Consider the following 20,055-nt stretch of genomic DNA (forward strand, 5'->3'; position numbering starts at 1 on the left):
TCAGCGGAAGAGGTCCGCTAAGAGCGAAAGAATCAGGAAAGCCAGAATCACGAGGCAGAGCAAGCCCCACCAGGACAGAAGCATGCCCTTCCAATCCTCGATCTCTCGGCGACGGTCGTCCTCGCGCTTGAGCAGCGCTGGCACGTCCTCACCGGTGAAGTTCTTCGGGTCTTTGACCATGGCCGGACTGTATCAGGGGCGCCTGTTGGCCGGCGCAGCAGCTGGCGGCGGTGCTGGAGGGGCTGGTGCGGCCTGCACCTGATTCCCGTTGTCGCGGAGCTTCTCGAGGATGAGTGGCTTGGTCACGTCCCAGACCTCTTTCCCCAGCCAACCGAGGCCGCCGAGCACAGCTAGGGCAATTGCCCCAATTACATAGAGGACGGCCTTGGTCGAATGAATCGTGATCTTGACCTGCTGGGCTTGATCTTCGAGGCCTTTCAGCCGTCCTTCCAGGCGCGACTCCAGTTTCCCGAGGCTTTCATCGACTCGATCGCCAATCTTGCCGATGCGCTGTTCGATTGCAGTCAGCGTCGCTTGGTTGTTTCTGCCGGCTTCCTTCAGCTCGCCGACGGACTGCTTGAGGTCCATGACGGCCTGAAGGGTGAAGTCGTGGCCGCCCTGGGTGTGGCCACCACCCATCGGGGTCCCGTACCGATCGGGTTCCGTATTGGTCTGGGCTCGGCTGCGCGGCGCGGTCATTTCTGATTCAGGTCGATCCACTCCCAGGCATCCTTCGGGGCATGTCCCCAGTAGGTGCTGAAGTGCATCACTATGCCCATGGGCGCTGCAGGTGGGCGCGGCTCGACGGCGGTGGTGATCCCGACCTTCTCCGCCAGCTGGGCGCTAGTGCCCTCAAATTTGACCAGCCACTCTCCGCGCGGAAGGCGATAGGCAGGTATGCCAAGCCCGCGAACGGCTTGATCTACCGCGGCGACCGATGGGTCCGTGGTTGGGACAATGGCGAAAGTTGGCATGGGCGCAGTCTATTCGATGAATCAGACAACAGAGGTAGCAGGGCCGACGTGTGCTCCATGTAGGAGCATGGGGCAAAGATGCGTCGCCCCCAGTAGAGATTTGGGAAACGCTGGCAATTCGAAGAATGACAAGCCTTATTCAAGCATTCGAAGGCCCGCACCATGACTGCAAAGACCATCGTTCCCCTGGAGCAGGAGACCCGCTCGGCCATCCCGACTTCGGAGGCGGCCCACCACCTCAGCCGGTCCACTGCCACCCTGCAGCTCTGGGCGTGCAAGGGTGGCCCGGTAAAGCCGCTGCGCGTCGGTGGCCGGCTTGCCTGGCCTGTCTCCGACATCAAGCGGTTGCTGGGCGTCACTGCCTGAGTCGTTCTCACACAACGATGGCGGGATTTCACCCGGCCCGCCGTCCTCATTCCGGGTGCTTTCAAGGATCACACCATGACTAACGACCCTTCGCAGCCGACCAGCGACCAAGGCCTCCCGCTCTCTCTGAAGGGGGCAGCTTTCGAGCGTCACGACGCAATTCGCTCCGGCATCGCCAGGATGATCGCGGAACACCGCCGCGGCAACTTCTCGGAGGATGGCTCCATCAACGTCGGCCGGCTGATCGCGAACATCGGCTTTCAGGTCTACGACCGTGAGGTGAGGGCCATCCTGACGGAGATTCGCGCTGAAACGTCGAAGGTGTGTAGCCCTTCGTAAGGCCATCGACAGGCCTGGGGCTCGGTGAGCGCCCGCCGACGGTATGCAGGCGCTCGGGTATCCGCGCCGGTATCCATGGTTTCCAGGACTGAGGTTTCCAAGGCGGTTACCACCGTTTGAGGACTGGGGCTGCAAGGCGATCGGGAGTTGGCGATTTCACGCGCCATGCCAGCGCCAGGAAAGCCTGTATCCAATGAGCAGCATCCCAATGTCCTTTGACGGCACCGAGCAAATGGCGCATCGTCCTGCGCACCACCGCACTGAGCAATATCCAGGAATGATCGTGACCACCGTTGCACAGCCGCTTCAGATCACCGGGCCCGCGCAGGCCAGCAGCAAGCCTCTTGTTCGCCGCGGCAACGGAGCGCTGATCTATCGGACCATCCTCGACTTGGCCGAGGCCAACAAGGTGGCGACGCGCCAAGTCCTGATGGAAACGCTAGGCCTGCCCTATTCCATCGTCGACGACCACGTGAAACGGATGATCGAGGACGGCCGCTTGCGTCGGGTGATGCCTGGCGTGTTCGAGCCGGTGCTCGAGGCTGCGGAGGACCGTGCGATCTCGGTAACCCATCTGCCGGGAGGCGGTGCCAAGCTGGAGATCGGGGACCTCTGCGCCGATCTCACCCTCCGTGAACTGCGAATGCTGGCGATGGCCAGCGGTGGGGTCTTGTTCGCGTTCGGGCGGTAGGGCGGGCGCGGGTGATAGAGATGGTGGACGCCGCCGGTGGCCCATCGAGATAGAGATAGTGTCGTGCGCCTCCGCTCAGCAAGAGGTGAGCTGTCATTGGAAGCTTGATTGTTGCAAGTTGTAGACTTGTGGAATGGCCACTAAACCTCCTTCTCCACCACCGCCCCCTCCTTCACGCCCTCCGGGAAATCCTTCGCAGGAAAGCTATGGGGAGCGCAAGAGCGACACCACGATTCAGCGGACGCGACCGCCGCCGCCTCCTCCTCCTAGCAAGAAGTGAAGTGACTCAAGAAACACAAGGGTCCTCAGGCTACTCACCTGAGGCTTGGGCGCTGCATTGGGACATCATGGTGTCTGCGCTCTACCACCAGAAACGAGAGCGCTTTCTTGATGGAATCGACCGCTTCGCGCAGTGCGTCGGCGTGCTTGGTGGTGCGGCCGCTTTCTCGCAGATCCTGGGCAATGTCCGTTTCGGATGGATTCCGGCAGGGATCGTTGCGATCGTCAGTTCGCTGACGCTTTGCTATGGCCCAGGTGCAAAGGCCAGAAAGCACTCAGAACTTGCTAGGGACTTCAAGCGCCTGCATGCAGACATCACGTTGGCCGGTAAGTTGATTCCTGGCGACACGCTCAACAAGTTCAAAGCTGCTTACCTACATCTCGAGGCTCAAGAACCTGCGGCTCTTCGTTGTCTCGTTAGGCAATGCGAGAACGAATTGTCGGAAGCCTTCGGGCATCACGGGGATATCAAGCTCCTGAGCTTCTGGGACCGACTCTGGATGAACGTGGTGGACCTAGACCCATCTCGAAAGGGCAAGAAAAAAGCGGTGGCAGCCAAGACGGAGGAGGTTGCCGGCTGAGCTTCGTCGTTGTGGGCTGCTGCCCGCCTCCAAGAGCGATCCGCAGCCCAAGCGTGTCGCCAGCCCGAGCGATCTTGGGTACGTCAATCTCCTGAGGCTGATGTCCGCCGTAGGGCCTGCGGCGTGGGCTGCGGGCATTCCCATCGCTCTACACCGCTGTTGTTGAGGCATGTTGAGGTTTCCCGACCCCCGGGATGCTGAAACATGCTGAAGTTCGCGAGGTGGCGCAACGGTGGGCAAGCAACGTCGATTTGGGAAAAACGGGGTCCGTTGCCACTGAGCCGGTCGGAACAATGATCGCTCCACAACTAAGGAACATCATGGTTTCTGACCTGACCCCTGACCAGCGCGCCTGGTACGACCGCGTGGTGGCGAGCCACTATCAACCCAGCGCCTTCGCTGTTGCCGGGCCGCTCGGCAGTACCTGCTGGGCGCCGAGCGCGCCGCCGCATCCCGGTTTGGTCTTCTCCCAGTACCCGATGCCGGACGGGTGGAAGAAGCCCGTCGACGACGATCAGGTCGACTGACAGACCTGGAGTGCTGAGTCCGTGGGCTGGCGTTTCACCTACGCTGCGGCCGTGGGTAGCGGGTGACGACTTCCACGTCGCCTAGCTTGGTTGGGTCCAGCACGTACTCCTCCTCGCCGAGCCAGCGGCTGTGCGCATCGGGAGCGGCGAGGATGGCGTCGGGAGGGGCAAGGCACTGCAGCAGACACCCTCCGCCCGGATAGTCCGCTTGTAGCCCGGAAGCGAACATCTCTGCGGTCTCGCGATTGGGGGTCCAGCAGAAGCCGAGACGCCCGGCTTGATAGCGTTCGATGCTCTCGCCTCTGAGCAGCGTCATCTCGGGCCCGCGGTACATTGGCAGCCAAGCGCGCAGCGCGCGCACCAGCAGTGCATCGTCGCCGGTGTCAACGCGGATGCGACCACCGTACTCGGTCCAGCGACTGCGGAGCAGGTCCGCCAATTCCCTGGTCGGCGCTTCGCTGCACATCTGAGAGCAGATCGTGGGCCAGTGGGCGGCTCGCAACGTGTCGAACAGGTCGCGATCGCCTTGAAGCATGGCGCGTTTGAGTGTCTGGAGAGGCATCATTGGAAGATACCGGATGTGCTCGGCGTAGCCGCTCCCAAATTTTCGGGAACGGTGCAACGCCCACAGCCGACCGGCGGCTTCCGCGACTACCCCTGCTATCGCTTCCCCAAACGCGAAGCCTGCTTGATGGCCATGAGCTACAGCTACGACCTCCAAGTAGCAGCTTAGACAGCACCAAGTCTAGATCGTCATGCCGCCTTGAACTGGATGATCTCGGCGCCCGCGGCCAGCTTGTCGAGATAGTCGGCCCAGCGTTGCATCATGGCTTTGCGCTTGTCCATAAATTCGGCACGATCGTATGCAGCGCCAAGCGGGCCGCTCTTCCCGTGGGCCAGTTGGGCCTCGATCACATCCGCTTCGATGCCGTGCAACTGTTCCGCCATGACGGTACGAGCCATGGCTCGAAAGCCATGAGCGGTCATCTCGTCCGTGGTGAAGCCCAGCCGGCGCAGTGCTGCATTCACCGTGTTCTCGCTCATTGGGCGCTCGCCGGTGCGGATGCTCGGAAACACGTAGCGGCCGTGGCCAGTGAGGGGCCGCACCTGCCCTAAAGCTTCAAGCGCTTGCGCGGCGAGCGGCACGAAATGCGGCCGGCCGTTCAACTTTTCTTGCAGCTTGCGCTTCATGTCCCGCGCGGGGATTGTGAGCATCGAATGGTCCAAGTCGACCCATGCCCATTCCATCGCGCGAATGTTGCCTGGGCGCTGGAAGAGCAGAGCGGAGAGGAGGAGGGCGGCGCGCGTGATCGGCTGCCCGGCGTACCCGTTGATGGCACGCATCAGCTCGCCCACCTTCTTGGGCTCCAACACGGCGGCCATGCTCTGGGTGACGACCGGCCGCAGCGCGCCGTGCAGATCGGGTGCTGGGTTGCTCTCGCATCGACTGGTCTGGACTGCGAACCGAAACACCTGGCCGGCGCACTGGCGCAGGGTGTGGGCCGTCTCAATGACACCGCGATCCTCTACCCGCTTGAGCGCATGCAGCAGGTCCCTGGCCTTGATCGATGCAATCGGATGCTTCCCAAGGTAGGGGAACAGATCCTTTTCCATGATGCGCAGCCAACGCTCGGCATAGCTGGCGCTCCAGCCGCTGGCCTTGTTGGCATGAAATTCTCGCGCCACCGCCTCGAAGGTATTCGCCGCCTCGGCTGCATTCGTGAGTTTTTCCGTGCGCTTGGCGACACTGGGGTCTGTGCCTTCCGCCAGCAGCTCTCGCGCCTTGTCGCGTCGCTGCCGTGCCTTCGCAAGGGACACCGCCGGGTAGACGCCCAGGGCCAATGTTTTGGCTTTCCCGTTGAAGCGGTAATCCATCCGCCAGTACTTGCCGGGCGCCTTGACTCGCAGGTACATGCCGCCGCCATCAGCGTAGCGCTCGCCGATCGCCGCGCCTTTGTGCTTCACCTGTTTCACGAACGTATCTGTCAGCGGCATTTCCATCCTCGGGTGTAGGTATCTCAGTCAGGGCTCTCCGCAGGTACCTCCAAAAGTACCGGCAAAGTACCGACATGGGATGCTATGCGGTGACACAGCTTAAGGCAAAGAAAAACCCGCTACGCTGGGGAAACGTGCGGGTTCTGATGCTTGGTAAGACGCTGTGATGTGAGATTTTGGCCTGCCCGGAGGGGATCGAACCCCCGACAACCTGCTTAGAAGGCAGGTGCTCTATCCAACTGAGCTACGGGCAGATTCCAGGCTGAAGAGATGCCTGGAAAATCAATGACTTGAGTGCGATTGCTCTCAAGCGGCAGCGGCGGATTCTACCGAGTTCCGCGTCCTGATCGCGGCGCGGGGCGGCTACATGGCGAGTCCTCGATGCCAAACGAAAAAAGCACACAGCCGGTGAACGACTGTGTGCTTTTCGATTTCTGTGGTCGGGGCGAAAGGATTCGAACCTTCGACCCTCTGGTCCCAAACCAGATGCGCTACCAGGCTGCGCTACACCCCGACAAGCCTTCTATTCTAGCCCGGATAAAAGGGCCTCAGCGTTTCTCGTACTGGGTCTTGCCGAAAAGAATCTCCCGCTCCTTGTCGCCAGTGATCGGCTGGCGCAGATCGGCAAGCACTTTCACGCCGCGCTGTACGGCCGGGCGGGCGGCGATGCCGTCGAACCAGTCCTTCAGATGGGGGAAGTCGGTGAGGGTGATGCCCTGATTTTCCCAGCTGCGCAGCCACGGGAAGATGGCGATGTCGGCGATCGAATAGCTCTTGCCTGCGATGAACCTGTTCTTCGACAGCTGCTTGTCGATCACGCCGTAGAGGCGCTTGGCTTCGTTGCTGTAGCGGTCGATGGCGTAGGCGATCTTCTCGGGCGCGTACAGGCGGAAGTGGTGCGCCTGGCCGAGCATGGGGCCGACGCCACCCATCTGGAACATCAGCCACTGCAGCACGTCGTAGCGCTCGCGGTCGCCGGTGGGCAGGAACTTGCCTGTCTTGCCCGCGAGGTACACGAGGATGGCGCCCGATTCGAAGAGCGAAATCGGCTTGCCGTCCGGACCATCGGGGTCGGTGATGGCCGGGATCTTGTTGTTGGGGCTGATCTGAAGGAAGTCGGGCGCGAACTGGTCACCCTTGCCGATGTTCACGGGGTGCGCGTGGTAGGGCAGCCCGCACTCCTCCAGCATGATGTGAATCTTGTGGCCGTTCGGCGTTGGCCATGAATAGACCTCGATGGGCGATGCGGGCATGTTGTCTGGCACTCCGTTGATGGGATGTGTTTGATGCGAGCCCGGCAGCATATACGTGCGAATTCAAACGCGTGCCGGCGCGGGAATTCGCAGTCTGGTTGGTGAAATTCGGGGAAATATCAACCGACTTGCTTCTCGTGCACGTTGCACCACATCCAGCTTTCACCGGGCTCGAGCGACCGGATGACGGGGTGACCTTCGGCGTGCGAGTGCCGCGTCGCATGACGGTTCTTCGACGAATCGCAGCAGCCGATGTGCCCGCAATGCACGCACAAGCGCAAGTGAACCCAGGTGTCCCCGGTCTTCAGGCAGTCTTCGCAGCCGCGCTGTTGCTGGGCGTGGGGCTGTGCGATCTCGGCGGGCACGTGGTCACAAGGTTTGATTGGCAACTTCGGACTCCTTCTGGTTTGAGCTGATGCGCTGTTCAGGCCACGGCCGAGGCCTGCGACAGGTGCTGGTGAATCAGCGCGACGGCAGCCGCGCCTTCGCCGATGGCGCCGCCCACGCGCTTGACCGAGCCCGAGCGCACGTCGCCCACGGCGAACACACCCGGCACGCTCGATTCGAGCGCCGCGGACGGCCGGGCCGGAAAGCCGCGGCTGGCGGCATCGCCGGTGAGCACGAAGCCATGCTTGTCGACTGCCACGCCACAGCCTTCGAGCCATGAGGTTTCCGGCTCCGCGCCGACGAAGAGGAAGATGTTGCGCGCCGCGCAGTCGTGTTCGTTGCCGGAGGTATGACAGCGCCATGTCGCGCCGGTGAGGCCTTCGTTGGAGCCGCCATGAAGGCGAACGAGCTCGGTGTGCGGCTGCAGCGAGATATTGGGCGTGGCCTCGATGCGGTCGATCAGGTAGCGCGACATGCTGGCGGCGAGCGATGGCCCGCGCACCAGCACGTTCACCTTGGCCGCATGGCGCGACAGGAACACCGCGGCCTGTCCGGCCGAGTTGCCGCCGCCGACCAGCGCCACTTCTTGCTGCGCGCAGATCTTTGCTTCGATGGCAGAGGCCCAGTACCAGACGCCGCGGCCCTCGAATTCTGCAAGCCGCGGAACGTCGGGCCGGCGGTAGCGCGCGCCGCTGGCGATGACCACCGTGCGCGCATGGATCGTGCGGCCGTCCGCCAGCGTGACTGCCAGGCTCTCGAGCGCGTTTTCTCGCGAGCAGTCCAGCGACGCCACCTTGGCCGGAATCAGCATCTCGACGCCGAATTTCTGTGCCTGGACGAACGCTCGGCCCGCCAGCGCCTGCCCCGAGATACCGGTGGGAAAGCCGAGGTAGTTCTCGATGCGCGCACTGGCACCGGCCTGGCCGCCGAATGCCCGGCAGTCGAGCACGATCACGCGCAGGCCTTCGGAAGCCGCGTATACCGCGGTCGCCAGCCCGGCAGGGCCGGCGCCGACGACGGCCACGTCGTACAGCTCGTTGCGCTCCGCCGTATCGACCATGCCGAGGCAGCGCGCCAGCGCATCGTCGCTCGGGTTGACCAGCACCGAGCCGTCCGGGCATACCGCCAGCAGCCTGCAGGTTCCGTACTGGGCGAGCAGGGCGGCGGCGTCGGGGTCCTGGGCAGCGTCGACCAGGTGATATGGATAGCCGTTGCGGCGCAGGAAGTTCTCGAGCCGGGCCATGTCGGGCGACTGCGGCTGGCCGATCAGGACGGGCCCGCTGGCGCCCGATTCGATCAGCGCCACGCGCCGAAGAATCAGCGCGCGGGTGATGCGCTCGCCAAGGTCGGCTTCGGCGACCAGCAGCGCGCGCAGCTGCGCGGGGGACACCAGCAGCGCCTCCACATCCTCGTCGACATGGCCATCGACGAGGGCAGGACGGCCGCTCAACTGGCCGACTTCGGCCAGGAACTCTCCCGGTCCTTGCCGCACGATCGGCACCACATGACCGAGCCCGTCGCGTTGCGTGACAGCCACGACGCCTTTCAGCAGCACGAACATGCCGGGGCCTGTTTCGCCTGCGGTGAACAGCCTGGCGCCGCGGGCGAACTGCTGCACGGTGCCGAAGCGCGCGATGCGCGCAATCTCCGTGTCACTGAGGACGGGGAAGGTTTGATGGAGGCGGCTGCTGTCGGTGCCGTTGGCGGCGGTTGTGGCCATGTGTGGAACTCCGTTTCGCGAATCCATCGCATTAGACGACGAAGCTGGCCCTGTGGGTTGCAGTCGTTCTGCAGGCGGCGTTGGGCTGTAACAGCGTCACGCGCCTGCAATTTTCCTGACATGCCCGCTTCATCGCAGGTGCGGAGACTCCCTCGGCAGAAAGGGTCTCCCCATGAAAGAACTGCCCAACCCGACGTTTCCGCTTTCGCAGATCGGGCTTCGCGCGGCCTTGTGGCCCGCCCCTGCGGCTGGTGCTCCTGCCGCTGCGGCCCGTACGTCGGTGCCTCAGGCCCCCGCAGTCATCCTGCCGCAGGCCGTCGAATCCAAACAAGGTATCACCGTTGGCTGGGCCCGCCATGTCGACGACGTGCGTGCTGCCCAGCGCCTGCGCTACGACGTGTTCGTCGGTGAAATGGGCGCCAGGGTTTCCTCTCCGGTCGCCGGTCACGACATCGACCTGTTCGATGACTTCTGCGAACACCTTCTGGTGCGCGACGAACTGACCCAGCAAGTCATCGGCACCTACCGCGTGCTCACGCCCGCCCAGGCCCGCCGGGTCGGCAGCACCTACAGCGATACTGAATTCGACCTCACCCGCCTGCGCGACCTGCGCGAGCGCATGGTGGAACTGGGCCGCAGCTGCGTGCACCCCGACCATCGCCAGGGCGGCGTGATCCTCGCGCTCTGGGGTGCCCTGGCCGGCTTCATGCACCGCAACAAGCTCGACACGATGATCGGCTGTGCGAGCATCCCGATGTCACATAACGGTGTCACGAACGGTGACGCCGCTGCCAGCATCTGGCGCCAGGTTTCGGCCAAGCACATGGCGCCGATCCAATATCAGGTGCAGCCCCGTCTGCCGCTGCCGGTCGAACGCCTCGACAGCACGCTCGACGTGGAGCCCCCGGCGCTCATCAAGGGCTACCTGCGCCTGGGCGCGAAGGTCCTCGGCGCGCCGGCCTGGGATCCCGATTTCAACGCGGCCGACCTGCCGATGCTGATGCGCATCGACGACCTGCCGGCGCGTTACCGCAAGCACTTCCTGGGCGCATGAAGCCGGCGGCCGACCGGCCCGGAACCGGGCCGCTCGCTTCTCCCCCTGGTGCCCTCGGCCAGCAAACCGCTGGCCTCGACGCGTCACGGAATAGTCATGGAACTGTCACAAGAGAGGCTGACACTGTCATATTTCAGCCTGTGTTCCCTCCTGTGTCGCCTGCCTCAGAATCAGTGTCCATGTCTCCCGCTCCCGCAAACCCGTCCCCTGACGTTGCGGCGCCCGCGTTCACGTTGCTGGACCGCGACCACAGCATTCTTTCGTTCAACGAGCGCGTGCTCGACTGGGCGCATCGCAAGGAAGTGCCGCTGATCGAGCGGCTGCGATATCTGTGCATCGTGTCGTCGAATCTCGACGAGTTCTTCGAAGTCCGTGCCGCGCCTCACCTGATTGCAGGCAGCGCCGGCGACCACAAGGGCACTTACACGGTCGAGTCGTTCCAGCGTCTGGCCGAAGCGGCCCACAAGCTGGTGGCGCGCCAGTACGCGCTTTACAACGACGAGTTGATGCCGACCTTCGCGACGCACGGCATCCGCATCATTTCCCACGGTGAGCGCAATCCGGCGCAGCGCAAATGGGTCAGCGAGTATTTCGAGCGCGAGGTGCGCCCTCTGCTGATTCCGGTCGGCCTCGATCCGGCCCACCCGTTCCCGCAGGTGGCGAACAAGTCGCTCAACTTCATCGTCAGGCTGGGTGGCAAGGATGCTTTCGGGCGTGAAAACCCGATCCAGATCGTCAAGCTGCCTCGCGTGCTGCCGCGGCTGATCAGGATGCCGGCCAAGGTTTCGGAGGGCAAGACGCTTTTCGTGGCGCTTTCCAGCGTGGTGCGTGCACATCTGAGCGGCATGTTCCCGGGGCGCGAGGTGGGCGACTTCTCGCAGTTCCGTGTCACGCGGCATTCCGACCTTGCCGTGGACGAGGAAGACGTCAAGAACCTGCGTACCGCGCTGCGCCAGGGGCTGCAGCACCGGCACTACGGGCAGGCCGTTCGCCTCGAAGTTTCGGCAAGCTGTGCCGAATCGCTCGCGAGCTTCCTTCTGGCGCAGTTCAATCTGCCGCCAGAGGCGCTGTACCGGGTACACGGCCCTGTGAACCTGGCCCGGCTCACGCAGCTGGCTGACCTGCTCGACGAACCGCAACTGCGGTTTCCGCCGTATCGCGCCTCGTACCCCGTCACCTTGTCGTCCGGCCAGTCGTTCTTCGAGCAGTTGCAGCGAGGCGATGTCCTGATCCATCAACCTTTCGAGAGCTTCGACGGGGTGCTGGCATTCCTGCGCGAGGCAGTGCAAGACCCGCAGGTGCTGGCGATCAAGCAGACCATCTACCGCACGGGCGCCGACTCGGAAATGATGGACCTGCTGCGTGAGGCCGTTCGTCGCGGCAAGGAAGTCACGGTGGTCGTGGAGTTGAAGGCCCGCTTCGATGAGGAGGCCAACATCAACTGGGCCGAGATGCTCGAGTCGATCGGTGCGCAGGTGGTGTATGGCGTGGTCGGCCTCAAGACCCACGCCAAGATGCTGCTGGTGACGCGGCGCGAGGGCAAGCAGATGCGCCGCTACGGCCATCTTTCGACGGGCAACTACAACCCGCGCACGGCCAGGCTCTACACCGACATCAGCCACCTCACGGCCGATCCGCTGCTGACGGCCGACATGGAAGCCGTCTTCGTGCATCTGGCGAGCCAGAGCCGCTTGCCGAAGCTCAACCGCATGTGGCTGGCGCCATTCGACCTGCACAAGAACGTCATCGCCCAGATCGATGCGTTGGGCCTGGCAGCCGCAGCTGGCCAGCCGACCCGCATCGTCGCCAAGATGAATGCGCTGACCGACGACGAAATCATCGCCTCGCTGGTTCGCACCGGCCAGAAGGGGGTGAAGATCGACCTGATCGTGCGCGGAGCGTGCACGCTGCCGGCGCAGGTGCCGGGCGTCACCGACAACATCCGGGTGCGCTCGGTCATCGGCCGCTTCCTGGAGCATTCGCGGGTCTTCTACTTCCGCAACGGGGAGGACGAGTCGCTGTACCTGTCGAGTGCCGACTGGATGAACCGCAACATGATGCGGCGCGTCGAGCTCGCATGGCCCGTGACGGACCCCGGGCTGCGCCAGCGGCTGATCGACGAATGCCTGGTGGCCTATCTGCACGACGGCCGCGACGCCTGGGACCTGGGCGCCGACGGCACGTACACGCGCGTCGACCACGATACGCATTCGGGCGAAGCAGGCTCGTCGCCCGTCGTCGAAGCCCATGGCGCGCAGGCGGCGCTCATGAACCGCTACGCATCACGAGGGCATCTCAGAGATGCATCCAGCAACTGAAGATCGAAAGACGATGACCATGGACTTGATCTTCTGGCGTCATGCCGAAGCCGAGGACTGGACCGAGGGTTGCGACGACATGCAGCGCTCGCTCACCGCGCGCGGCGAAAAGCAGGCCAAGCGGATGGCGGCATGGCTGGACCGCCAGTTGCCCGACGGTACGCGCATCATCTGCAGCCCGGCGCGGCGCTGCGAACAGACCGCGCTGGCGCTGGGCCGCAAATACAAGCTGCGCTCGGAACTCGCTCCGGACACCACCGCCGAGGCGCTGCTCGGCGCGGCCGGCTGGCCCAATGGCAAATCTGTGGTGCTGATGATCGGCCACCAGCCATCGGTGGGGCAGGCGATCTCGCTGTTGCTGGGGCTGAAGCAGGACAGCTGCCCGGTGCGCAAGGGCGCGCTGTGGTGGATTCGCACGCGCGAGCGCGACGGCGACGTGCAGACCGTCGTGGTGACGGTGCAATCGCCCGAGTTGCTCTGATCGGGAGCGAGAAAGCCCGGCAGTCGGGAGTGCTCAGCAGCCGCTGAGCTCGACCCGCCAGTTGCTGGTCTTCTGCCAGGCCAGCACTTCCTCGCGCAGCAGGTGCGCCGATTGCGGATAGGCCTCGGCCCAGTCCGGAGCGCAGGCGATGGCGAAGGCCCGTGCGCCCAGTGCTGCCAGGTGGAGCGCCTGCGGGTCGGGATCGCGCCGTGCGTGGCACAGGATCACCGCGAGCCGCAGCGACAGCAACTGCATCACGAAGGTTTCATCGTCCAGCGACGCCTCGAGCTTGCGAAGCTTGCCTCGCTGGCCCAGCACCAGCTGGCCCAGCGCATGCAGTTCGTTGACCGCAAAGCCGGGTGCGTCGGTGTTGTCGAGGATGTAGGCGCCATGCTTGTGGTAATCGCTGTGGGACACCAGCGTGCCGATCTCGTGCAGATGTGCGGCCCACCCGAGCTTGCGAAGCGCGCGGCCAGCCCGGTTGGTGGTGCTGCCGCCGCGCGCGGCGGGCGAGAGCTGCACGAAGAGGGCCGCGGCGGTGTCGCCGACACGGCGAGCCTGCTCCGGATCGACCGCGAACCGGCTGGCCAGCCGCGCGACGGTGGTGGTGCGCATGTCGGCGACGCTCTCGTCGCGCTCGAGCAGCTCATAGAGCACGCCGTGGCGCAGCGCACCCTGGGCGACCTTCATTTCGTCGATGGACAGGAGATCGAACACGGCACGCAGCACGCTCAGGCCGCCGCCGATCACGGCCTTGCGGTCTTCGCGCATGCCATCGATGCGCAGCTTGTCGGCGCTGCCGGCCTTGAGCAGGCGATCGAGCAGCCAGTCGAGGCCCTCGCGAGTGACCAGGCCAGGCTCGCCGCCCGCCGCGGCCAGCACATCGCCGACCGCACCGATGGTGCCCGAGGCGCCATAGGCCACGTCCCACTGGTCACGCGTGTAGCTGCCGAGCGCGTCGTCGAGCACGGCCTTGGCCGCGACTTCGGCGGCGCGGAAGGCGGCCTGGGTGAAAAGACCTTCACCGAAGTGCTTCATCGACCAGGCGACGCTGCCGACGCGGTACGACTCCATGCGGTCGGCCTCCAGGGCGCGGCCGATGATCATTTCGGTGGAGCGCCCCCCGATGTCGACCACCAGCCGACGCTCGCGGTCGGATGCATCGTTGTGCGGCAGCATGTGCGCCACGCCCTGATAGATGAGGCGGGCTTCTTCCCGTCCAGGGATCACGTCGATGCCGAACCCCAGAATGGTGCGCGCGCGCAGCAGGAATTCTTCGCGGTTGCGCGCCTCCCGCAGCGTTTGCGTGGCCACGGCCCGGACCTGCGAGCGCTTGAAGCCTGCCAGGCGCTCGCCGAAGCGGGCGAGGGCGTCCCAGCCGCGCTGCATGGCTTCGGTCGTGAGATTGCGGGCACTGTCCAGGCCGTTGCCCTGGCGCACCGTCTCCTTGAGATATTCGGTGCGGTGGATCTGGCCGTGGTCGACCTGTCCGATTTCGAGCCGGAAACTGTTCGACCCCAGGTCGACTGCTGCGAGGCGGGTGCCGTTTTGCATGTGATTCTGAAAAGGAGGGCGGTGTCTTTGTGTTTGATCGTAGCGCCGTGACAGGGCGTGCCGCCTTCTGATCGCGCGATGGCGAGTTCCGGAAGGCTAGGGGGCTCGCATGACGGTTATGTGACAGCGTCACATGCAAGACCGGCGAAACAAAGGCATTTTCCCTCGGTAGAGGGGTGTCATATTGATGTCACAGAAGCTTTCTAGAGTCCGTCCCAAGCCCGGAAAGGGACTACTTCTTACTTCTAAAAGGAAGCTTCATGAAAACGACGTTCAAATTTGCAACAGCCGGTCTCGTGGCCGCGGTGTTCTCCATTCCCGCCCTCGCGCAAGACGTGACCGGTGCCGGCGCCAGCTTCCCGGCGCCGCTGTACGCCAAGTGGGCTTCCGACTTCAACAAGGCCACCGGCGTCAAGATCAACTACCAGTCGGTCGGCTCGGGTGCCGGCATCAAGCAGATCGAAGCCAAGACCGTCGATTTCGGCGCTTCGGATGCTCCCCTGAAGGACGACGAACTCCAGGCCAAGGGCCTGATGCAGTTCCCCACCGTCATCGGCGGCGTGATTCCCGTGGTCAACATCCAGGGCGTGAAGCCCGGCGAGCTGAAGCTCAACGGCCAGGTCCTGGGCGACATTTACCTGGGCAAGATCACCAAGTGGAACGACCCCGCCATCAAGGCGCTGAACGGTTCGCTGAACCTCCCCGACGCCGCCATCGCCCCGGTTCGCCGCGCCGACGGTTCGGGTACCAGCTTCCTGTTCACCAACTACCTGAGCAAGGTCAACGCCGAGTGGAAGACCAAGGTCGGCGAAGGCACGGCCGTGAACTGGCCTACCGGCGCGGGTGGCAAGGGCAATGAAGGCGTCGCCGCTTTCGTGAACCGCCTGCCGAACTCGATCGGCTACGTCGAATATGCCTACGTCAAGCAGAACAAGATGACGTACGCCCAGATGCAGAACGCCGCCGGCACCTTCGTGTCGCCCGACGACTCGGCATTCAAGGCCGCCGCCGCCGGCGCTGAATGGAACAAGAGCTTCTACCAGGTGCTGACCAACCAGGCTGGCAAGGACGCATGGCCCATCACCGGTGCCACCTTCATCCTGATGCACAAGGTGCAGGACAAGCCCGCCAACGCGACCACTGTGCTCAAGTTCTTCGACTGGGCCTACAAGAGCGGCGACAAGACGGCCGACGAGCTCGACTACGTGCCGATGCCCGAAGCCGTGAAGGCCACCATCGCCAAGGCATGGGGTGAGGTGAAGGACTCGTCGGGCAAGGCCGTCGCGTTCAAGTAAACCCACCCAACAGTCCAGGACGGCGCGCCCATGAGCAACTCTTCGCTCGAGGACGCGCCGCTTTCGTCTTTGCCGGAGCGACCCGTGTCATCCACCTTTCCCGCCGCCACCACCTCTCTCGACCTCGCGGCCGAGCGCGGTCGTGCCACCGCACCTCCGCCGCCTGTGAAGGCGCCGCGTTCCGGCCCCATGGCCGACCGGCTGTTCGGCTGGGCCGCCAAGGGCGCCGCCTTGCTGACGCTGGCGATGCTCATCGGCATCCTGCTGTCCCTGGTTGCCGGCGCCTGGCCCGCCATCTCGAAGTACGGCCTCGGCTTCCTCACGAGCAGCGTGTGGGACCCGGTCAAGGACGAGTACGGCGGCCTGGTCATGATCTACGGCACGCTGGCCACCTCGATCATCGCGCTGGTGATCGCAGTGCCGGTGAGCTTCGGCATCGCGCTCTTCCTCACCGAACTTTCGCCCAGCTGGCTCAAGCGCCCGCTGGGTACGGCCATCGAGCTGCTGGCTGCGGTGCCCTCCATCGTGTACGGCATGTGGGGCCTGCTGGTGTTCGGGCCGATCCTGTCGACCTGGGTGCAGCAGCCGCTGCAGAAGCTGCTCTCCGACGTGCCGTATCTCGGCGCGCTGGTGTCGGGCCCGCCCGTGGGCATCGGCATCCTGTCGGCCGGCATCATCCTCGCGATCATGATCATCCCGTTCATCGCCTCGGTGATGCGCGACGTGTTCGAGGTGACGCCGCCGCTGCTGAAGGAGTCGGCCTACGGCCTCGGCTCCACCACGTGGGAAGTCGTCTCCAAGGTGGTGCTGCCCTATACCAAGGCCGGCGTCATCGGCGGCATCATGCTCGGCCTCGGCCGGGCGCTGGGTGAAACGATGGCGGTCACGTTCGTGATCGGCAACATGAACCAGCTCAACTCCCTTTCCGTGTTCGAGGCTGCGAACAGCATCACCTCGGCACTCGCCAACGAATTCGCCGAAGCCGGCGCGGGCCTGCACCAGGCTGCGCTGATGTACCTCGGCCTCGTGCTGTTCTTCATCACCTTCGTCGTGCTGTCGCTCTCCAAGATGCTGCTGGCCAAGATGAAGAAGAGCGAAGGAACCAAGTCGTGAGCACCGCCCAGAACCTTCTCGTGGCCAAGGCGCTGGCCGAAACGCGCCAGGCCAGGTTTGCCGCGCGCAACCGCGTCAACAAGATCGCGCTCACGCTGTCGCTCGCCGCGATGGCCTTCGGCGTGTTCTGGCTGATCTGGATCCTCTGGGAGACGCTGCGCCAGGGCGTGGGCGGCCTGGCCATCGCCACGTTCACGCAGATGACGCCGCCGCCGAACGAGGCGGGCGGTATCGCGAACGCGATCTTCGGCTCCTTCGTGATGGTGATGCTGGCCACCTTCGTGGGCACGCCGATCGGCATCATGGCCGGCATCTATTTGGCCGAGTACAACCCCAAGGGACTGCTCTCTTCGGTCACGCGCTTCGTCAACGACATCCTGCTGTCCGCGCCGTCGATCGTGATCGGCCTGTTCGTCTATGCCGTGGTGGTGGCCTACTTCAAGACCTTCTCGGGTCTGGCCGGGGCCATCGCGCTGGCGCTGATCGTGATCCCGGTGGTGATTCGCACCACCGAGAACATGCTGCAGCTGGTGCCGCCGGGCCTGCGCGAAGCTGCCTATGCGCTGGGCACGCCGAAGTGGCGCGTCATCACCAACATCACGCTGCGCGCCGCCCGCGCCGGTGTGGTCACCGGTGTGCTGCTGGCCGTGGCGCGTATCGCCGGTGAAACCGCGCCGCTGCTCTTCACCGCGCTGAACAACCAGTTCTGGACCGCCGACGTGAGCCAGCCGATGGCCAGCCTGCCGGTCACGATCTTCAAGTTCGCGATGAGCCCCTACGAGAACTGGCAACAGCTGGCATGGGCCGGCGTGTTCCTGATCACGATTGCCGTGCTCGCCCTCAACATCCTGGCGCGGGTACTGACGCGCAACAAACATTGAATCCGGAAGAAGTCAACAACATGCCAAACACCGTCGCACAACCGTCGCGCTCGAAGATCTCGGTCAAGGACCTGAACTTCTACTACGGCAAGTTCCACGCGCTCAAGGGCATCAATCTCGAAATCCCCGAGAACAAGGTCACGGCCTTCATCGGCCCGTCGGGCTGCGGCAAGTCGACCCTGCTGCGTACCTTCAACCGCATGTTCGAGCTCTATCCGGAGCAGCGCGCCGAAGGCACCATCGCCCTCGACGGCGAGAACCTGCTGACCTCGAAGCAGGACGTGGCGCTGATCCGCGCCAAGGTCGGCATGGTGTTCCAGAAGCCCACGCCGTTCCCGATGTCGATCTACGACAACATCGCTTTCGGCGTGAAGCTGTTCGAGAACCTTTCGGCCAGCGAGATGGACGACCGCGTCGAATGGGCGCTGAAGAAGGCCGCGCTGTGGACCGAAGTGCGCGACAAGCTGCAGCAAAGCGGCTCGGGCCTCTCCGGCGGCCAGCAGCAGCGCCTGTGCATCGCACGCGGCATCGCGATCAAGCCCGAAGTGCTGCTGCTCGACGAGCCCTGCTCGGCGCTCGACCCGATCTCGACCGCGAAGATCGAGGAGCTGATCGCCGAGCTCAAGAACGAATACACGGTGGTCATCGTGACGCACAACATGCAGCAGGCCGCCCGCTGCAGCGACTACACCGCCTACATGTACCTCGGCGACCTGATCGAGTTCGGCGCTACCGAACAGATGTTCTTCAAGCCGCAGCGCAAGGAGACCGAGGACTACATCACCGGCCGTTTCGGTTGAAGTCAAAGGAGACAACAACATGACCGAGAAACACCTCTCCAGCCAGTTCGACAGCGAGCTCAACGGCGTTTCGTCGCGCGTGATGGAACTCGGCGGCATGGTCGAGTCGCAGATCAACCAGGCCGTGTACGCGCTGTTGCAGTTCGACTCCGAAGCGGCCAACCGTGTGATGGAAACCGAGCACCGCGTCAATGCGATGGAGATCGACATCGACCGCGAGCTGTCGTCCATCATCGCGCGCCGCCAGCCGACCGCACGCGACCTGCGCCTGCTGATCGCCATCAGCAAGACCACCGCCAACCTCGAGCGCGTGGGCGACGAAGCCAACAAGATCGCGCGCATGGTCAAGTCGATCATCGAGAGCGGCGCCGCCCGCCAGCTGCCCACGACCGAGCTGCGCATCGCCGCCGACCTCGCCGCGGGCCTGCTGCGCAAGGCGCTCGACGCCTTCGCCCGTCTCGACACCGCCGCGGCGCTGTCGATCTTGAAGGACGACGACCTGATCGACAAGGAGTTCGACGGTTTCGTGCGCAAGCTGGTCACCTACATGATGGAAGACCCGCGCACCATCTCGGCCAGCCTGGACCTGCTGTTCCTGGCCAAGGCCATCGAACGCATCGGCGACCACGCGAAGAACATCGCCGAATTCATCATCTACATCGTCAAGGGTGCCGATGTGCGGCACACTTCGATGCAGGAAATCGAGTCCGCGCTGCAGTAACGGCTGCGGCAAGACTCCCAAGAAAGCATGAAGAAACCCCGAGTCCTGATCGTCGAAGACGAGTCCTCGATCGCCGAGCTGATCGCCGTCAACCTGCGCCACAACGGCTTCGAGCCGATCTGGTCGGAAGATGGCGCCGCGGCCCAGCGAGAGATCGACGCCTTCCTGCCGGATCTGATCCTGCTCGACTGGATGCTGCCCGGCCAGAGCGGCCTGCAGCTCGCGCGCCAGTGGCGCAAGGACCCGCGCACCAAGGCCATCCCGATCCTGATGCTGACCGCGCGCGGCGACGAACCCGACAAGGTCGCCGGCCTCGATGCCGGTGCCGACGACTACATCACCAAGCCGTTCTCCACCCAGGAGATGCTGGCCCGCATCCGCGCCGTGCTGCGCCGCCGGGCGCCGGAAGTGGTCACGGAGCGCGTCGAGATCGGTGAGCTGGCCCTCGACACCTCCACCCATCGCGTGACCTGGCAGGGTGGCGCGCTGAAGGTCGGCCCGACCGAGTTCAAGCTGCTGGCCTACCTGATGCAGCATGCCGAGCGCGTGCACAGCCGCGCGCAGCTGCTCGACAAGGTGTGGGGCGACCACGTCTACATCGAGGAGCGCACGGTCGACGTGCACGTCAAGCGCCTGCGTGAATCGCTGGGCGCGGCGGCGCCGATGGTCGAGACCGTCCGCGGAGCGGGCTATCGCCTGACCGCCCAAGTCACGGTTTGAGCGCCG

The 20,055-nt window shown here is 64.3% G+C and carries 23 protein-coding genes and 2 tRNA genes; 14 read left to right on the forward strand and 11 right to left on the reverse strand.

The window, feature by feature from the left end; all coding sequences use genetic code 11:
* From EJP67_RS02305 to EJP67_RS02315, 3 genes are read right to left on the reverse strand one after another with little or no spacing between them, the layout of a single operon-like run.
* A complete protein-coding gene (locus EJP67_RS02305) occupies positions 1–180 on the reverse strand; it encodes a hypothetical protein (protein WP_126018999.1) in 180 nt (59 codons plus the stop codon).
* Positions 181–192: 12 nt separating this feature from the next.
* On the reverse strand, positions 193–699 hold the full coding sequence (locus EJP67_RS02310) for a hypothetical protein (RefSeq protein WP_126019001.1): 507 nt from the start codon (positions 697–699) through the stop codon (positions 193–195).
* Positions 696–974: a hypothetical protein gene (locus tag EJP67_RS02315; protein WP_126019003.1), complete on the reverse strand. Its 279-nt coding sequence runs from the start codon at positions 972–974 to the stop codon at positions 696–698. The genes EJP67_RS02310 and EJP67_RS02315 overlap by 4 nt, the downstream gene beginning before the upstream one ends.
* Before the next feature lie 162 nt (positions 975–1,136).
* Here EJP67_RS02315 and EJP67_RS02320 point away from each other — a divergent pair, with 162 nt between their 5' ends.
* The 5 genes from EJP67_RS02320 (at position 1,137) to EJP67_RS02340 (ending at position 3,757) form a co-directional block, all read left to right on the forward strand.
* On the forward strand, positions 1,137–1,340 hold the full coding sequence (locus EJP67_RS02320) for a DNA-binding protein (RefSeq protein WP_126019005.1): 204 nt from the start codon (positions 1,137–1,139) through the stop codon (positions 1,338–1,340).
* Between the two features lie 75 nt (positions 1,341–1,415).
* Positions 1,416–1,679, forward strand: a complete 264-nt coding sequence (locus EJP67_RS02325; protein WP_126019007.1) for a hypothetical protein — start codon at positions 1,416–1,418, stop codon at positions 1,677–1,679.
* Positions 1,680–1,872: 193 nt separating this feature from the next.
* Positions 1,873–2,370, forward strand: a complete 498-nt coding sequence (locus tag EJP67_RS02330) for a hypothetical protein (RefSeq protein WP_126019010.1) — start codon at positions 1,873–1,875, stop codon at positions 2,368–2,370.
* A 281-nt stretch (positions 2,371–2,651) separates the two neighbouring features.
* Positions 2,652–3,230 (forward strand): hypothetical protein, encoded by a 579-nt coding sequence (locus EJP67_RS02335; RefSeq protein ID WP_126019013.1) that lies wholly within the window; start codon positions 2,652–2,654, stop codon positions 3,228–3,230.
* 320 nt (positions 3,231–3,550) lie between these two features.
* Complete coding sequence (locus EJP67_RS02340) at positions 3,551–3,757, forward strand: hypothetical protein (RefSeq protein ID WP_126019015.1); 207 nt, start codon at positions 3,551–3,553, stop codon at positions 3,755–3,757.
* Between the two features lie 34 nt (positions 3,758–3,791).
* Here the strand turns inward: EJP67_RS02340 and EJP67_RS02345 are convergent, their stop codons facing one another.
* From EJP67_RS02345 to EJP67_RS02380, 7 genes are all read right to left on the reverse strand, one after another.
* A complete protein-coding gene (locus EJP67_RS02345; protein WP_126019017.1) occupies positions 3,792–4,292 on the reverse strand; it encodes a hypothetical protein in 501 nt (166 codons plus the stop codon).
* A gap of 218 nt (positions 4,293–4,510) precedes the next feature.
* Positions 4,511–5,752 carry a tyrosine-type recombinase/integrase gene (locus EJP67_RS02355; protein WP_126020376.1) on the reverse strand — a complete coding sequence of 414 codons (1,242 nt, stop codon included), beginning with the start codon at positions 5,750–5,752 and terminating at the stop codon, positions 4,511–4,513.
* A 177-nt stretch (positions 5,753–5,929) separates the two neighbouring features.
* Positions 5,930–6,006: transfer RNA gene (locus EJP67_RS02360), tRNA-Arg, on the reverse strand.
* 183 nt (positions 6,007–6,189) lie between these two features.
* A tRNA-Pro gene (locus tag EJP67_RS02365) sits at positions 6,190–6,266 on the reverse strand.
* Between the two features lie 34 nt (positions 6,267–6,300).
* Positions 6,301–7,005 (reverse strand): glutathione binding-like protein, encoded by a 705-nt coding sequence (locus EJP67_RS02370; RefSeq protein ID WP_126019020.1) that lies wholly within the window; start codon positions 7,003–7,005, stop codon positions 6,301–6,303.
* Between the two features lie 119 nt (positions 7,006–7,124).
* Positions 7,125–7,394: a UBP-type zinc finger domain-containing protein gene (locus EJP67_RS02375; protein WP_126019022.1), complete on the reverse strand. Its 270-nt coding sequence runs from the start codon at positions 7,392–7,394 to the stop codon at positions 7,125–7,127.
* Positions 7,395–7,429: 35 nt separating this feature from the next.
* The gene (locus tag EJP67_RS02380) at positions 7,430–9,112 is read right to left on the reverse strand and encodes an FAD-dependent oxidoreductase (protein ID WP_206169438.1); all 1,683 of its coding nucleotides are present in this window, start codon (positions 9,110–9,112) and stop codon (positions 7,430–7,432) included.
* 172 nt (positions 9,113–9,284) lie between these two features.
* On the opposite strand from EJP67_RS02380, the gene EJP67_RS02385 reads away from it, so the two are divergent.
* From EJP67_RS02385 to EJP67_RS02395, 3 genes are read left to right on the forward strand one after another with little or no spacing between them, the layout of a single operon-like run.
* Positions 9,285–10,166 (forward strand): GNAT family N-acetyltransferase, encoded by an 882-nt coding sequence (locus tag EJP67_RS02385; protein WP_126019026.1) that lies wholly within the window; start codon positions 9,285–9,287, stop codon positions 10,164–10,166.
* Entirely contained in the window at positions 10,163–12,484 is a 2,322-nt protein-coding gene (gene ppk1, locus EJP67_RS02390) for a polyphosphate kinase 1 (protein WP_126019028.1), read from the forward strand. Before EJP67_RS02385 ends, ppk1 begins: the two co-directional genes overlap by 4 nt.
* 19 nt (positions 12,485–12,503) lie before the next feature.
* A complete protein-coding gene (locus EJP67_RS02395) occupies positions 12,504–12,965 on the forward strand; it encodes a SixA phosphatase family protein (RefSeq protein WP_171022539.1) in 462 nt (153 codons plus the stop codon).
* 33 nt (positions 12,966–12,998) lie between these two features.
* Here EJP67_RS02395 and EJP67_RS02400 read toward each other — a convergent pair whose 3' ends face one another.
* Positions 12,999–14,519: a Ppx/GppA phosphatase family protein gene (locus EJP67_RS02400; RefSeq protein ID WP_126019030.1), complete on the reverse strand. Its 1,521-nt coding sequence runs from the start codon at positions 14,517–14,519 to the stop codon at positions 12,999–13,001.
* A 260-nt stretch (positions 14,520–14,779) separates the two neighbouring features.
* Between EJP67_RS02400 and pstS the strand changes: the two genes are divergently transcribed.
* Genes pstS through phoB form a run of 6 tightly spaced genes read left to right on the forward strand, consistent with a single transcriptional unit; the run spans position 14,780 to position 20,049 of the window.
* Complete coding sequence (gene pstS / locus EJP67_RS02405; protein ID WP_126019032.1) at positions 14,780–15,814, forward strand: phosphate ABC transporter substrate-binding protein PstS; 1,035 nt, start codon at positions 14,780–14,782, stop codon at positions 15,812–15,814.
* Positions 15,815–15,844: 30 nt separating this feature from the next.
* Complete coding sequence (gene pstC / locus EJP67_RS02410; RefSeq protein ID WP_126019034.1) at positions 15,845–16,927, forward strand: phosphate ABC transporter permease subunit PstC; 1,083 nt, start codon at positions 15,845–15,847, stop codon at positions 16,925–16,927.
* Complete coding sequence (pstA, locus tag EJP67_RS02415) at positions 16,924–17,808, forward strand: phosphate ABC transporter permease PstA (protein ID WP_126019036.1); 885 nt, start codon at positions 16,924–16,926, stop codon at positions 17,806–17,808. The genes pstC and pstA overlap by 4 nt, the downstream gene beginning before the upstream one ends.
* A 20-nt stretch (positions 17,809–17,828) precedes the next feature.
* Positions 17,829–18,608 carry a phosphate ABC transporter ATP-binding protein PstB gene (gene pstB, locus EJP67_RS02420; protein ID WP_021007056.1) on the forward strand — a complete coding sequence of 260 codons (780 nt, stop codon included), beginning with the start codon at positions 17,829–17,831 and terminating at the stop codon, positions 18,606–18,608.
* Positions 18,609–18,627: 19 nt separating this feature from the next.
* The gene (gene phoU, locus EJP67_RS02425) at positions 18,628–19,329 is read left to right on the forward strand and encodes a phosphate signaling complex protein PhoU (RefSeq protein WP_126019038.1); all 702 of its coding nucleotides are present in this window, start codon (positions 18,628–18,630) and stop codon (positions 19,327–19,329) included.
* A gap of 27 nt (positions 19,330–19,356) precedes the next feature.
* Entirely contained in the window at positions 19,357–20,049 is a 693-nt protein-coding gene (phoB, locus tag EJP67_RS02430; protein WP_007836652.1) for a phosphate regulon transcriptional regulator PhoB, read from the forward strand.
* Positions 20,050–20,055 lie beyond the last annotated feature (6 nt).

This window comes from Variovorax guangxiensis (genome assembly GCF_003952165.1).
Taxonomy (GTDB): domain Bacteria; phylum Pseudomonadota; class Gammaproteobacteria; order Burkholderiales; family Burkholderiaceae_C; genus Variovorax; species Variovorax guangxiensis.

Bases quoted from the DNA above. Each gene is read 5' to 3' on its own strand.
- EJP67_RS02305 (WP_126018999.1), bottom strand. From the start codon at position 180: ATGGTCAAAGACCCGAAGAACTTCACCGGTGAGGACGTGCCAGCGCTG.
- EJP67_RS02310 (WP_126019001.1), bottom strand. From the start codon at position 699: ATGACCGCGCCGCGCAGCCGAGCCCAGACCAATACGGAACCCGATCGG.
- EJP67_RS02315 (WP_126019003.1), bottom strand. From the start codon at position 974: ATGCCAACTTTCGCCATTGTCCCAACCACGGACCCATCGGTCGCCGCG.
- EJP67_RS02320 (WP_126019005.1), top strand. From the start codon at position 1,137: ATGACTGCAAAGACCATCGTTCCCCTGGAGCAGGAGACCCGCTCGGCC.
- EJP67_RS02325 (WP_126019007.1), top strand. From the start codon at position 1,416: ATGACTAACGACCCTTCGCAGCCGACCAGCGACCAAGGCCTCCCGCTC.
- EJP67_RS02330 (WP_126019010.1), top strand. From the start codon at position 1,873: ATGAGCAGCATCCCAATGTCCTTTGACGGCACCGAGCAAATGGCGCAT.
- EJP67_RS02340 (WP_126019015.1), top strand. From the start codon at position 3,551: ATGGTTTCTGACCTGACCCCTGACCAGCGCGCCTGGTACGACCGCGTG.
- EJP67_RS02345 (WP_126019017.1), bottom strand. From the start codon at position 4,292: ATGCTTCAAGGCGATCGCGACCTGTTCGACACGTTGCGAGCCGCCCAC.
- EJP67_RS02355 (WP_126020376.1), bottom strand. From the start codon at position 5,752: ATGCCGCTGACAGATACGTTCGTGAAACAGGTGAAGCACAAAGGCGCG.
- EJP67_RS02370 (WP_126019020.1), bottom strand. From the start codon at position 7,005: ATGCCCGCATCGCCCATCGAGGTCTATTCATGGCCAACGCCGAACGGC.
- EJP67_RS02380 (WP_206169438.1), bottom strand. From the start codon at position 9,112: ATGGCCACAACCGCCGCCAACGGCACCGACAGCAGCCGCCTCCATCAA.
- EJP67_RS02385 (WP_126019026.1), top strand. From the start codon at position 9,285: ATGAAAGAACTGCCCAACCCGACGTTTCCGCTTTCGCAGATCGGGCTT.
- ppk1 (WP_126019028.1), top strand. From the start codon at position 10,163: ATGAAGCCGGCGGCCGACCGGCCCGGAACCGGGCCGCTCGCTTCTCCC.
- EJP67_RS02395 (WP_171022539.1), top strand. From the start codon at position 12,504: ATGGACTTGATCTTCTGGCGTCATGCCGAAGCCGAGGACTGGACCGAG.
- EJP67_RS02400 (WP_126019030.1), bottom strand. From the start codon at position 14,519: ATGCAAAACGGCACCCGCCTCGCAGCAGTCGACCTGGGGTCGAACAGT.
- pstS (WP_126019032.1), top strand. From the start codon at position 14,780: ATGAAAACGACGTTCAAATTTGCAACAGCCGGTCTCGTGGCCGCGGTG.
- pstC (WP_126019034.1), top strand. From the start codon at position 15,845: ATGAGCAACTCTTCGCTCGAGGACGCGCCGCTTTCGTCTTTGCCGGAG.
- pstB (WP_021007056.1), top strand. From the start codon at position 17,829: ATGCCAAACACCGTCGCACAACCGTCGCGCTCGAAGATCTCGGTCAAG.
- phoU (WP_126019038.1), top strand. From the start codon at position 18,628: ATGACCGAGAAACACCTCTCCAGCCAGTTCGACAGCGAGCTCAACGGC.
- phoB (WP_007836652.1), top strand. From the start codon at position 19,357: ATGAAGAAACCCCGAGTCCTGATCGTCGAAGACGAGTCCTCGATCGCC.